General features: G+C 72.2%; 9 protein-coding genes and 1 pseudogene. 5 read left to right on the top strand and 5 right to left on the bottom strand.

Going from position 1 to position 12660, the window contains the following annotated elements; translation table 11 throughout:
- Both GA0115240_RS30460 and GA0115240_RS30455 read right to left on the bottom strand, forming a co-directional pair.
- On the bottom strand, window positions 1-375 hold the full coding sequence (locus GA0115240_RS30460) for a DoxX family protein (protein ID WP_093741677.1): 375 nt from the start codon (window positions 373-375) through the stop codon (window positions 1-3).
- Between the two features lie 163 nt (window positions 376-538).
- Window positions 539-2332, bottom strand: a complete 1794-nt coding sequence (locus GA0115240_RS30455; RefSeq protein ID WP_093741676.1) for an ABC transporter ATP-binding protein — start codon at window positions 2330-2332, stop codon at window positions 539-541.
- Window positions 2333-2448: 116 nt separating this feature from the next.
- On the opposite strand from GA0115240_RS30455, the gene GA0115240_RS30450 reads away from it, so the two are divergent.
- Window positions 2449-2979: a MarR family winged helix-turn-helix transcriptional regulator gene (locus tag GA0115240_RS30450; RefSeq protein ID WP_093741674.1), complete on the top strand. Its 531-nt coding sequence runs from the start codon at window positions 2449-2451 to the stop codon at window positions 2977-2979.
- Between the two features lie 6 nt (window positions 2980-2985).
- Here the strand turns inward: GA0115240_RS30450 and mscL are convergent, their stop codons facing one another.
- Both mscL and GA0115240_RS30440 read right to left on the bottom strand, forming a co-directional pair.
- The gene (gene mscL / locus GA0115240_RS30445; RefSeq protein ID WP_093741672.1) at window positions 2986-3429 is read right to left on the bottom strand and encodes a large conductance mechanosensitive channel protein MscL; all 444 of its coding nucleotides are present in this window, start codon (window positions 3427-3429) and stop codon (window positions 2986-2988) included.
- Window positions 3430-3564: 135 nt separating this feature from the next.
- Window positions 3565-4317 (bottom strand): hypothetical protein, encoded by a 753-nt coding sequence (locus GA0115240_RS30440; protein ID WP_093741671.1) that lies wholly within the window; start codon window positions 4315-4317, stop codon window positions 3565-3567.
- 215 nt (window positions 4318-4532) lie between these two features.
- Between GA0115240_RS30440 and GA0115240_RS30435 the strand changes: the two genes are divergently transcribed.
- Together GA0115240_RS30435 and GA0115240_RS30430 are read left to right on the top strand one after the other, a co-directional pair.
- Window positions 4533-6407, top strand: coding sequence for an ABC transporter transmembrane domain-containing protein (locus GA0115240_RS30435; protein WP_093741669.1), 1875 nt, complete (start codon window positions 4533-4535; stop codon window positions 6405-6407).
- Window positions 6404-8185 (top strand): ABC transporter ATP-binding protein, encoded by a 1782-nt coding sequence (locus GA0115240_RS30430; protein ID WP_093741667.1) that lies wholly within the window; start codon window positions 6404-6406, stop codon window positions 8183-8185. The genes GA0115240_RS30435 and GA0115240_RS30430 overlap by 4 nt, the downstream gene beginning before the upstream one ends.
- A 44-nt stretch (window positions 8186-8229) precedes the next feature.
- Here the strand turns inward: GA0115240_RS30430 and GA0115240_RS30425 are convergent, their stop codons facing one another.
- A complete protein-coding gene (locus tag GA0115240_RS30425) occupies window positions 8230-9024 on the bottom strand; it encodes a metal-dependent hydrolase (protein WP_093741665.1) in 795 nt (264 codons plus the stop codon).
- A 136-nt stretch (window positions 9025-9160) separates the two neighbouring features.
- On the opposite strand from GA0115240_RS30425, the gene GA0115240_RS30420 reads away from it, so the two are divergent.
- Entirely contained in the window at window positions 9161-11674 is a 2514-nt protein-coding gene (locus GA0115240_RS30420) for a DEAD/DEAH box helicase (RefSeq protein WP_093741663.1), read from the top strand.
- Window positions 11675-11729: 55 nt separating this feature from the next.
- Window positions 11730-12595: pseudogene (locus GA0115240_RS30415) on the top strand (acyl-CoA thioesterase).
- Window positions 12596-12660 lie beyond the last annotated feature (65 nt).

Below are 12660 nucleotides of genomic sequence, written 5' to 3'. Positions count from 1 at the left end.
TCAGCGTGAACCCCGGGCCGCCCGGCTGACCTTGAGCGCCCACAGGACCAACGGGACCTGGACCGGCAGGCGGCCGTAAGCGGCGGCCTTGTAGGGGGTGGGGTGGTGCCGCCAGTCGTAGGCCATCTTGACGTTGGCCGGAAAGACGGCGGTGAACAGTCCGGCCGCGAGCAGGCCGCCGGCCCGCCGGGTGGCGGGCAGCGCGACGGCGGTGGCGACCAGGAGTTCGGCGGCGCCGCTGGCCCGGGTCCAGGTGCGCGGGCTGCCGGGCAGGGACGCGGGCACGATCGCGTCGTACGGCTTGGGCCGTACGAAGTGGGTGACGCCGGCCGTGGCGAGCAGGCCGGCCAACAGCAGGGCGGAGCGTGCGGGCACCGGGGACCTCCATCAGCGGGGCGGGCGCTTCCCGCCGGACCTCACCTTACCGGTGAGTAATGTCCTGGCGGCAAGGCCCGGCACCGCAAGGTCCGACGCGCGGCGGCCACGTCCCGGCCCACCACGTCCCGGCCCGTCGCGCCGGGGATCACGGCGCGGCGGATCACGGCGCGGTGGTCGCGAGTTGGGTGTCGCGTCGCAGCAGTGCGGCGTAGCGGCCGTCCCGGGCGACGAGTTCGTCGTGGGTGCCGCGCTCGACGATCCGGCCGGCGTCGAGGACCGCGATCTGGTCCGCGTCCCGCACGGTGGACAGCCGGTGGGCGATGGTGATGGTGGTCCTTCCCGCGGACAGCGCGTCGATGGCGTCTTGCACCGCGGCCTCGGTGCGCGTGTCGAGTGCGCTGGTGGCCTCGTCCAGGATGAGCACCGGCGGGTCGCGCAGGATGGTTCTGGCGATGGCCAGCCGCTGCTTCTCTCCGCCGGAGAAGCGGTAGCCTCGCTCGCCGACCAGGGTGTTGTAGCCGTCGGGCAGGCCCACGATGTGGTCGTGGATCTGGGCGGCCTCGGCGGCGGCCTGGATCTCGGCGTCCGTCGCGTCCGGCTTGGCGAACCGCAGGTTCTCGGCGACGGAGGCGTGGAAGAGGTAGGTCTCCTGGGAGACGACGCCGACCGCGTCCGACAGCGTCTCGAAGCTGAGATCGCGGACGTCGTGGCCGTCGAGGGTCACCCGGCCACCCGTCACGTCGTAGAGCCGGGGCACCAGGTAGCTGAGGGTGCTCTTGCCGGAGCCGGTGGCGCCGACCACGGCCAGGCTGCCGCCCGCCGGAAGGGCGAGGTCGATGCCCCGCAAGGTGGGCTCGGCGCTGTCGGCCTCGTAGGCGAAGTCGACGCTCTCGAACCGGACCTCGCCGCGTACGCGTTCGATGCGGACGGGGTCGGGGCGCTCGGTGATGTCGACCGGCAGGTCGAGGTATTCGAAGATGCGCTGGAAGAGCGCGAGCGAGGTCTGCACCTGCACGCCGGTGGCGAGCAGCGAGACGGTGGGGCGGAACATGCCCTGCTGGAGCGAGACGAAGGCGACCAGGGTGCCGATGGAGACGGCGGGGCCGCCGTGGCCCGCGGTGAGGCCGGCCGCCCAGTAGAGCAGCGCGGGCATCGCCGACATCACGATCCCGATCACCGCCATCCGCCAGCGGCCCTGCATGTTGGAGCGCACCTCGAGGTCCACCAGCCGCTCGGACTCGGTGGAGAAGTCGCGGGTCAGCGAGGCACCGCGGCCCATGGTGCGGCCGAGCAGGATGCCGCTGACGGACAGGGACTCGGTGACGATCGCCGACATCGACGCCATCTGCTTCTGCCGGTCGGTGGCGATCTTCTTGCGTTCGCGGCCGACTTTGCGGGCGACCCAGATGAAGACCGGGAGCAGCAGCAGCGAGATCACCGTCAGCCGCCAGTCCAGCGCCAGCATGGCCACGACGGAGGCGATGACCGCGGTGAGGTTGGAGACCAGGGAGGTCGCGGTGGAGGTGACGGTGGCCTGCATACCGCCGATGTCGTTGGCGATCCTGGACTGCACCTCGCCGGTGCGGGTGCGGGTGAAGAAGGCGAGCGACATGCGCTGCAGCCGCTCGTAGACGGCGGTGCGCAGGTCGTGCATCACGCGCTGGCCGACCGTGGTGGAGATCAGCGTCTGGGCGACGCCGAAGACGCCGTTGGCCACGGCGGTGGCGATCATGCCGAGGGCCAGCACGGCGAGCAGCCCGGTGCGGCCCTGCGGGATGGCGGTGTCGAGGATCGCGCGCAGCAGGAACGGCGAGGCGACCGAGACGAGGGAGGAGAGGCCGACCAGCAGTCCGACGACGGCGAGGCGGGCGCGATAGGGGCGGAAGAGCCGCACGATGCGGCGGACGTCGGTGGGGCCACCGGGTTTCTTCTTCGGTGGGGTCCACCGGTTCACGAGATCGTTTTCGGGGCGCAAAGGACTCCTTGAGGCATGCGGACGACGGGCTCATAGGGAGTATAGGTCATTGTTACCTATGCTCACAATGAATACCGTCCTGCTACGCTGGAGCCATGGAATCGCGCACCACCGCCGTCGCGCCGCAGGCCGAACCGGAGGAGCTCCCTCCGGGAGCGGCCACGCCGGACGAAGCCACTCCGGACCAGGTCACCGGGCGGCTGGCCGATCAGCTGCTCCAGCTGAGCCGGCGGCTGCACCGCTTCCAGCGGGAGCTGATGGAGCCGCTGGGGATCACGCCGGCGCAGGCCCGGCTGCTGCGGGCACTCGCGCACTGCGAGGAGCCGCCGCGGATGGCCGACCTCGCGCAGCGGCTCGGTGTGGTGCCGCGGGCGGTGACCACGCTGGTGGACGCGCTGGAGGAGCGCGAGCTCGTGCGAAGGGTGCCGGATCCGAAGAACCGCCGGGTGATCCGGATCGAGCTGCGGGAGCACGGGGGGCAGGCACTGCTGAATCTGCGCCGGGCCCGCCGCACCGCCGCCGCCGAGCTGCTCGGGCCGCTCAGCGACGAGCAGCGGGTGGAACTGACGGCGCTGCTGGCCGTACTGGACGAGCAGGAGCCGTCCAGTACGCCCGGGACGCCGTAGCGGCTGCTACCTGCGGGGGTCGAAGCCGGTCGGGTCCTGGTCCACGATCCGCGGGCCTATTACCGCGGTGCAGGCGCTGCAGCGCTTGGCCGCGGCCGGGATCGGGGTCAGGCACTCCGGGCATTCCCGCATCGGGGCCGAGGCCGCCTTGGGGAAGAAGCGGTCCTGCAGGCGGTTCATCGGCAGCACGACCAGGAAGTAGATCACCGCGGCGACGATCACGAAGCTGATCACCGCGTCGATGAACAGGCCGTAGGGGAAGGTCACGCCGGACGCCTTGAACGTCTTGGCGCTGTAGTCCCCCGAGGCTCCGGAGACCAGGCCGACGATCGGGGTCAAGAACGCCTTCACAAAGCCGTTGACCAGGCTGGTGAAGGCGGCGCCGACGACGATGCCGACCGCGAGATCGACGACGTTGCCGCGCAGCAGGAAGGCACGAAAGCCCTTCATGGGTGGGGGGTCCCCTCTGTGGTTCAGGATCTTTGTTTCTGGGTCAGCGTTCAGGCCCTGCGGTGCCACAGTGTGCCGTGTCCCACCGCCGGGAGGCCAACCGGTGCGCGGGCCCGCGCCCGTCGCCGGTCCTGTTCAGCCCGCCAGGTGCGCGGTGTCGCCCATCACGATCACCGGGTGGTCGGACGGTGCCAGGGTGCGCAGCAGATAACGCATCGCGTCCTTGGAAACGGTCACGCAGGCGGAGGTGCCGACGCCGTGATCCATGTGCAGCCAGATGCCGCCGCCCTTGGACTCGCCCTGCGGGCGGGTCGGATCGGCGGGTGAGGTGCCGACGACCCGGTTGTAGTCGATGGCGATCACATAGTCGAAGTCGTGGTGGTACCCCTTCGGCCAGGACGCGGGCGTGGTGAACGCCGTCGACTGGTGGTAGGGCAGCTTCGCGCCGGGGTCGGCCAGCAGGCCGCCGGCGTCGTGCAGGGTGAACACGCCGACCGGGCTCTTGAGGTCGCCCTCGTGGTGCGCCGTGGTCCAGCCGTGGATCGCGTTGTGCGACGGCCAGGTCGGTCCGCCGTGCCACAGGCCGTCGGCGGCCCGCGTGAACAGCGCCACGGTGGACTTCGAGGTGGCCGGCCCGGCGCCGTAGACGACGATCGCCTGGCGGGCCGAGGCAGGCACCGCGGCGGACATGTCCGGCCCGACCCCCGGCAGGGTGCGGGTGGCTGCGGCGGCCGGCTTCTTCCCGGGGGAGCCGCCGGCCGGCGGGGCGGCGGCCTTCGGACTCGTGGAGCCGGCCGAGTCGTGGGCGGCGCCGCAGCCGGTGAGCAGCAGCGCGCCCGCCGTCGCCGCCGCCAGCGTCGCCGTACGGATGGTGGCCGTTCCTCGCATCGCTCCCCAACTTTCCGTTCGCGTCACCCGGGTCACCCGGGTTCTTGGACGTCCGGCCGGTCGTGGCCCGTTCCCACCGGCCGCCGGAAAACCGGTTGACCCGGCGCGGGCGGCGACGCGACCCTTGCACGGCTCCTGACCGCTCCCGGCACGGTTTCTCCGGATACGCCCTACCGGTCCGGGCTCCGCCGCCCCTGTACCGATCCCAGGACATCATGCCGTCCCTCAGCAGCCTTCCCCTTCCCGACCCGGGCGTGCCAGACGTCCGCTCGGGTTTCCGTTTCCTGCTCTGGCTGGAAGTACGCCAGTGGCGCGGGCAGTTGGCCGCTGCCGCATGGGGCACGCTCCACATGGCCGCGGTGGCGTCCTTCCCGGTGGCCGTCGGCATCGCGGTGCAGGCGGTGGTGGACCACTCCGGCCGCCGGCTGGCGCTGGCCGGCGGGCTGATGCTGGTGCTCGCGGTACTGACCGCGCTCGGCGACACGATGCTGCACCGCACCGCGGTCACCAACTGGATCGGCGCCGCCGCCCGGGTCCAGCAGCTGCTGGCCCGCAAGACCGTCGAGCTGGGCTCGGTGCTCACCCGGCGGGTCGCGGCGGGCGAGGTGGTGGCCGTCAGCACCGGTGACGTCGAGAAGATCGGCTGGTTCGTGGAAGCGTTCGCCCGCTTCACCTCCGCTCTGCTGGCCACGGTCGGTGTGGCCGTCGCGCTGCTGCTGTACGAGCCCGCTCTCGGCGTCCTGGTCGCCGCCGCGGTGCCCGTCCTGGCGGTCGCGGTGCTGCCGCTGCTGCCGGCCGCCACCAAACGGGCCGATCTGCAGCGGGAGAAGGCCGGCCGGGCCACCGAGCTGGCGTCCGACACGGTGGCCGGGCTGCGGGTGCTGCGCGGGATCGGCGGTGAGGAGCTGTTCCTCGACCGGTACCGCAAGGCCTCCCAGCAGGTGCGCACCGCGGCCGTGCACAGCGCCCGGATGTGGGCGCTGATCTCTGCGGTCCAGGTGGTGCTGCCCGGGCTGCTGCTGGTCGGCGTGGCCTGGTACGGGGCGCGGCTCGCGCTCGACGGCCGGATCTCGGTGGGCGAACTGGTCACGGTGTACGGCGCGGTGGCCTTCTTGATGTTCCCGCTGCAGAACTTCGAGGAGATCGCCATGGCCTGGTCCTTCTCCCGGCCGTCCGCGAAACGCGCCGCCCGGGTGCTGGCCCTGTCGCGGCCGACGGCGGGCTCGGGCGCGACCGCGGTCGCGCCCGAGCCCGCTGCGCAGGCGGACCCGGTCGATCCGGCGACGGCCGAGCTGTGCGACCCGGTGACGGGGCTGCGCGCCGCCGCCGGGCTGTTCACCGCGGTGGTGTGCGGGGACCCGGACGCCGCGGGCCTGCTGGCCGACCGCCTCGGCGGGCACAGTCCGGACGCCGTCGAGGGCGCGGCCTCGGCGCTGCTGGGCGGGCAGGCGCTGGACGCCCTGCCGCTGGCTGTGGCGCGCGCCGCCGTACTCGTCCAGGACAAGGACCCGGTGCTGCTGTCCGGCACCCTGGCCGAGCTGCTCGACGTGCCCTCGTCCGGCGCGATCACGCCGGCCCAGGCGCTGAACGCGGCCCAGTGCGGTGACGTGCTGGACGCCCTCGTGCAGTCCCTGGCCGGCGCCGACGCGGATTCCGGGGACCCGATGCGGGCCCGGATCACCGAGCGGGGCCGCTCGCTGTCGGGCGGGCAGCGGCAACGGCTCGCTCTCGCCAGGTCGCTGGTCGCCGATCCCGGGGTGCTGGTGCTCGACGAGCCGACATCGGCGGTGGACGCGCACACCGAGGCGCGGATCGCCGACGGCCTGAAGAGGATCCGCGCCGGCCGCACCACCGTCGTCCTCACCTCCAGCCCGCTGGTACTGGACCGGGCCGACCGGGTGGTGTTCGTCGACGACGGCACGGCCACCGCGGCCGGCCGCCACCAGGACCTGTTGCGCGAGCATCCGCGGTACCGCGCGGTGGTCACCCGCGAGACCGACGCCCAGGAGGGCGCCGGTGCCGGCACCCCGGTTCGGCACGCCGCCGCCCCGAGCCTCGGCCCCGCCCTGTCGATGGAGGAGTCCGCATGATCGGCGTGCGACCGCCGCGTTACGACCCGGCCGCCCCGCAGCTCAGCACGACGCTGCCGGTGGGCTCGCCCGCCACCGTCCGGACCTACGTGCGGGAACTGGCCCGGCGGCACCGCGGGGCCTTCGGGATGCTGCTGGCCGTCAACACCGTCGCGGTGGTGGCCTCGATGGTGGGGCCGTACCTGCTGGGCGGCGTGGTGGAGGACCTGTCCTCGGGTCACCGGCACATCCCGATCGGGCGGACCGCCGCCTTCTTCCTGGCCGCGCTGGCGGTGCAGGCGGTCTTCGTGCGGACGGTACGGCTGCGCGGCGCGGTGCTCGGCGAGCGGATGCTGGCCGATCTGCGGGAGGACTTCCTGGTGCGCGCGGTGGCGCTGCCACCGGGGGTACTGGAACGGGCCGGCACCGGTGATCTGCTGTCGCGGATCACCACCGACATCGACCGGCTGTCCAACGCGATGCGGGAGGCCGTGCCGGAACTGGCGATCGCCGTGGTGTGGGCGCTGCTGCTGATCGGCGCGCTGACCGTGACGTCCCCGCCGCTGGCCCTGTCGGTCCTGGTGGCGGTGCCGCTGCTGCTGGCCGGCTGCCGCTGGTACTTCAAGCGGGCCCCGAAGGCCTACCGGTCGGAGGCGGCGGGCTACGCCGCCGTCGCAGCGGTGCTCGCCGAGTCGGTGGACGCCGGGCGCACCATCGAGGCCCACGGCCTCGGCGACCGCCGCGAGCAGCTGTCCCGGCTGCGGATCGGGCAGTGGGTGGCCTGGGAGCGCTACACGATGTGGCTGCGCAGCGTCCTGTTCCCGGTGATCAATCTGACGCACGCGCTGATCCTGACCGCCGTCCTGATGATCGGCGGCACCTTCGCGCTGCACGGCTGGGTGACGGCCGGCGAGCTGACCACCGGCGCGCTGTACGCCCAGATGCTCGTCGACCCGGTCAACTTGATCCTGCGCTGGTACGACGAGCTGCAGGTCGCCCAGGTGTCCCTGGCCCGGCTGGTCGGTGTCCGGGAGGTCGCCGAGGCCGAGGGCGACGAACGGATCTCGCCGCAGGGCCGCGAGGTGGCCGCCGAGCAGGTGCGGTTCGGCTACCGGGCCGGCGCCGACGTCCTGCACGGGGTGACGCTGAACGTCCCGCCCGGCACCCGGCTGGCCCTGGTCGGACCGTCCGGTGCCGGGAAGTCCACGCTGGGCCGGCTGCTGGCCGGGATCTACGCCCCGCGCACCGGCGAGGTCACGCTCGGCGGGGCCGAGCTGGCCCGGATGCCCGCCGAGCGGGTCCGCGAGCACGTGGCGCTGGTCAACCAGGAGCACCACGTCTTCGTCGGCAGTCTGCGGGACAATCTGCGGCTGGCACGGGCCCGTGCGGACGACGACGAGCTGGTGGCCGCACTGCGCGCGGTGGACGCCGCGGACTGGGCGCTGGCGCTGGCCGACGGCCTCGACACCGAGGTCGGCTCCGGCGGCGCGGTGCTCAGTCCGGCGCAGGCCCAGCAGCTCGCGCTGGCCCGGCTGGTGCTGGCCGATCCGCACACTCTGGTATTGGACGAAGCCACCTCGCTGCTCGACCCGCGTGCGGCCCGCCACCTGGAACGCTCGCTGTCGCGGGTGCTGGAGGGCCGTACCGTCGTCGCCATCGCGCACCGGCTGCACACCGCCCACGACGCCGACGTGATCGCGGTCGTCGAGGACGGCCGGATCAGCGAGCTGGGCAGCCACCACGAACTGGTCGCCGCCGACGGCGCCTACGCGGCCCTGTGGCGGTCCTGGCACGGCTAGGAAGGTGGCGGGGGCCGGGGCGGGCATCCCGGCCGCCGCCGGGGTCAGCCGAAGACGCCCAGGGCGCCCAGCGCGCTGATACCGCCGACCACGAAGAACGCGGGGGTGAGGACCTTGATCTCCACCCAGGCCCCGGCCCGGAAGCGCATGAACTTCGGCGGCCCCAGCGGATACCAGCGCCTGCGGCCGATCGGTATCGGCCACAGGATCGGGCAGCCGGAGACGGTCAGCGCGTCGCCGAGGCAGTGCACCAGCGCGCCCAGCACGATCGGCAGGCCGATCCACATGTAGTGCTGTCCCGGCGAGGTGAACAGCCAGTCCTTGCCGTTGCCCGGGTCGTCCAGGATGTCCGTCAGTACCCAGGCGCTGGTGGCGCCGAGCAGCCACACCAGGATGTCGCTGGATGTCCTGGCCTGCCGCCACAGCAGGCCCTCCACCGCCAGCACCATGTGGACGAAGAGGATCGCCAGCACGGCCCAGCGGCCGCCGAAGACAGCGGCGGCCGAGCAGCCGGTGCCCAGCAGCGCCGCCCACACCCAGGTGTGGGTCAAGGTGCGGTGTCCGCCGGTCCGCCGGGGATCGCCCTGCATCCGGGTCGCCTTGTAGGTGGCGGCGCCCAGGGTGTCGATGATCTTGCACAGGCCGATCGATATCGGCCCGAAGGCGCGCGAGATCGTGGCGGCGTGGTGGTCCAGGTCGGGGGCGAGGGCGGCGCCCGCGCAGATGAGCGCACCGACCACAAGCGTCGGCCAGGGCATCGGGTGGTTCAAGGCGGCTGCGATGCCGCCCACCACCAGCCAGGCCGTCGCTCCGGACAGTGAGTGCGCAGGTCCCATCATGGTGCTGCTCAGTCCCCCTTTTGGACCGCCCGCAGGCGGAGTTGACACTGTGTCGAGGGCACACCCTACCGGTGGTGATCAAGGTCCTCGCCGCCGCGGCTGCGCCCCGATCGCCCGGTGCGGGCAAGATGGTGGGGTGACCCTTATCGATCAGCTGCCTTCCGACTCCGATCCCGACGCTCTCTTCGAGGCCTTCTCGACGTGGGCCGAGGGCCAGGGCCTCACCCTCTACCCGGCCCAGGAGGAGGCGCTCATCGAGGTGGTCTCCGGCGCGAACGTGATCTTGTCGACCCCCACCGGCTCCGGAAAGAGCCTGGTCGCGGCCGGTGCGCACTTCGCCGCGCTGGCCCGGAACGAGGTGACCTTCTACACCGCGCCGATCAAGGCGCTGGTCTCGGAGAAGTTCTTCGACCTGTGCAAGCTCTTCGGCACCGAGAACGTCGGGATGCTGACCGGCGACGCCTCGGTCAATCCGGACGCGCCGGTGATCTGCTGCACCGCCGAGGTGCTGGCGTCCATCGCGCTGCGTGACGGCAGGGCGGCCGACGTCGGCCAGGTGGTGATGGACGAGTTCCACTTCTACGCCGAGCCGGACCGGGGCTGGGCCTGGCAGATCCCGCTGCTGGAGCTGCCGCAGGCGCAGTTCCTGCTGATGTCGGCGACGCTCGGTGACGTGTCGCGGTTCGAGGAGGACCTGACCCGCCGCACCGGCCGGCCGACCACGGTGGTGCGCTCCGCGACCCGGCCGGTGCCGCTCAGCTACGAGTACCGCACCACCCCGATGACCGAGACGATCACCGAACTGCTGGAGACCCGTCAGTACCCGGTCTACATCGTGCACTTCACCCAGGCCGCGGCCGTGGAGCGGGCGCAGGCCCTGATGAGCATCAACATGTCCACCCGGGCGGAGAAGGACGCGATCGCCGAGGTGATCGGGAACTTCCGCTTCACCACCGCCTTCGGCCGCAATCTCTCCCGCTACGTGCGGCACGGCATCGGCGTGCACCACGCGGGCATGCTGCCCAAGTACCGGCGCCTGGTGGAGAAGCTGGCCCAGGCCGGACTGCTGAAGGTGATCTGCGGTACCGACACGCTGGGCGTGGGCGTGAACGTGCCCATCCGCACCGTGCTGTTCACCGCGCTCGCCAAGTACGACGGCCAGCGGGTGCGGGTGCTGCGGGCCCGCGAGTTCCACCAGATCGCCGGCCGCGCCGGGCGGGCCGGCTTCGACACCGCCGGCTTCGTGGTCGCGCAGGCACCCGAGCACGTCATCGAGAACGAGAAGGCGCTGGCGAAGGCCGGCGACGACCCGAAGAAGCGGCGCAAGGTGGTGCGCAAGAAGGCACCGGAGGGCTTTGTGAACTGGTCGGAGGCGACCTTCGATAAACTGATCGCCGCCGACCCCGAGCCGCTGACCTCCCGCTTCCGCGTGACGCACACGATGCTGCTGTCGGTCATTGCCCGGCCGGGCAATGCCTTCGTGGCGATGCGCCGGCTGCTGGAGGACAACCACGAGGACCGCCGGGCCCAGCTGCGGCACATCCGCCGGGCCATCGCGATCTACCGCTCGCTGCTCGACGGCGGCGTGGTGGAACGGCTGGCCCAGCCGGACGCCGAGGGCCGCATCGTCCGCCTCACCGTGGACCTCCAGCAGGACTTCGCGCTGAACCAGCCGCTGTCCACCTTCGCGCTCGCCTCCTTCGACCTCCTCGACCCGGACTCCCCCTCCTACGCGCTGGACATGGTGTCGGTGGTGGAGTCCACCCTGGACGACCCGCGGCAGATCCTGGCCGCCCAGCAGAACAAGGCACGCGGCGACGCGGTGAACGCGATGAAGGCCGACGGGGTCGAGTACGAGGAACGCATGGAGCGTCTCCAGGACGTCAGCTACCCCAAGCCGCTGGAGGAGCTTCTGCTGCACGCCTACGGCGTCTACCGCAAGAGCCACCCCTGGGTCGGCGACCATCCGCTGTCCCCGAAGTCCGTGGTCCGCGACATGTACGAACGCGCCATGACTTTCTCGGAGTTCGTCTCCTACTACGAGCTCTCCCGGACCGAGGGCATCGTGCTGCGCTACCTGGCGGGCGCCTACAAGGCGCTGGAGCACACCGTGCCGGACGACCTGAAGTCGGAGGACTTCCAGGATCTGACCGCGTGGCTCGGCGAGCTGGTGCGGCAGGTGGACTCCAGCCTGCTCGACGAGTGGGAGCAGCTGGCCAACCCGGAGGTGGAGACGGCCGAACAGGCCGCCGAGCGCGCCGACCAGGTCAAGCCGGTCACCGCCAATGCCCGCGCCTTCCGGGTGCTGGTCCGCAACGCCCTGTTCCGCCGGGTGGAACTGGCCGCGCTGGAGAAGTACGACCAGCTCGGCGAACTCGACGCGGAGGCCGGGTGGGACGCCGACACCTGGGCGGACGCCATGGACGCGTACTGGGACGAGTACGACGACCTGGGGACCGGTCCGGACGCGCGGGGCCCCAAGCTGCTCCAGATCGAGGAGCAGCCGCAGCACGGTCTGTGGCGGGTGCGGCAGACCTTCGCCGACCCCAACGGGGACCACGGCTGGGGGATCTCCGCGGAGGTCGATCTGGCGGCCTCCGACGAGGAGGGCCGCGCGGTGATCAGGCTGACCGGTGTCGGCGAGCTGTGAGGCGGGCGGCACCGGGGCGGACCGTGCGGGAGTCGAGGAGAACGGGGAGACCGCGGTGAGCGACGCGACCGAGGGGCTGGTGGAGCTGCTCGACCTGGAACGGATCGAGGAGGACATCTTCCGCGGACGCAGTCCGCAGGAGCGCCTGCAGCGGGTGTTCGGCGGCCAGGTGGCCGGGCAGGCGCTGGTGGCGGCGGGACGCACCACCGACGGCACCCGCCCGGTGCACTCGCTGCACGCGTACTTCCTGCGCCCGGGGCGCCCCGGGGTGCCGATCGTGTACCAGGTCGAGCGGGTCCGCGACGGGCGCTCCTTCACCACCCGCCGGGTGGTGGCCATCCAGCAGGGTCGGACGATCTTCAATTGACGGCCTCCTTCCATCGGCCCGAACCGGGTTTCGAGCATCAGCTGCCGATGCCCGAGGTGCCGGGCCCGGAGAGCCTGCCGAGGCTCGGCGACGAGCTGCGTGCCCATCTGGGGGTGCTGCCGGAGGCACTGCGGCGGATGGGCCGCCGGGTCGCCTTCGACATCCGCTACGTGGACCGGCTGCGCTGGACGCCCGAGGAGATCGAGGGCGCCGAGCCGCGCAGCGCGGTGTGGATGCGCGCGATGGGACCGCTGGGCGACGATCCGCTCGTGCACACCTGCGCGCTCACCTACGCCAGCGACATGATGCTGCTGGACGCGGTCCGGGTGCCGGTCGAACCGCTGTGGGGTCCGCGCGGTTTCGACATGGCGTCGCTGGACCACGCGATGTGGTTCCACCGGCCCTTCCGGACCGACGAGTGGTTCCTCTACCAGCAGGAGTCACCCATCGCGACCGGCGCCCGCGGCCTGGCGCGCGGTCAGATCTTCGACCGCCAGGGCCGTTTGCTGGTCTCCGTGATGCAGGAAGGGCTCTTTCGCAGGATCGGGGACTGATCGCCGCCCGCCGAGCAGCCGGCGCAGTCCTCGCCGCAGGCCGGGACCGCGCCTGTCCCGGTCCG

Origin of the sequence: Streptomyces sp. DvalAA-14 (assembly GCF_900091855.1) — a bacterium.
Taxonomy (GTDB): domain Bacteria; phylum Actinomycetota; class Actinomycetes; order Streptomycetales; family Streptomycetaceae; genus Actinacidiphila.
This window is presented reverse-complemented; position numbering and strand designations above follow the sequence as displayed.

Bases quoted from the DNA above. Each gene is read 5' to 3' on its own strand.
- GA0115240_RS30450 (WP_093741674.1), top strand. From the start codon at position 2,449: ATGGAATCGCGCACCACCGCCGTCGCGCCGCAGGCCGAACCGGAGGAG.
- GA0115240_RS30440 (WP_093741671.1), bottom strand. From the start codon at position 4,317: ATGCGAGGAACGGCCACCATCCGTACGGCGACGCTGGCGGCGGCGACG.
- GA0115240_RS30425 (WP_093741665.1), bottom strand. From the start codon at position 9,024: ATGATGGGACCTGCGCACTCACTGTCCGGAGCGACGGCCTGGCTGGTG.
- mscL (WP_093741672.1), bottom strand. From the start codon at position 3,429: ATGAAGGGCTTTCGTGCCTTCCTGCTGCGCGGCAACGTCGTCGATCTC.
- GA0115240_RS30430 (WP_093741667.1), top strand. From the start codon at position 6,404: ATGATCGGCGTGCGACCGCCGCGTTACGACCCGGCCGCCCCGCAGCTC.
- GA0115240_RS30435 (WP_093741669.1), top strand. From the start codon at position 4,533: ATGCCGTCCCTCAGCAGCCTTCCCCTTCCCGACCCGGGCGTGCCAGAC.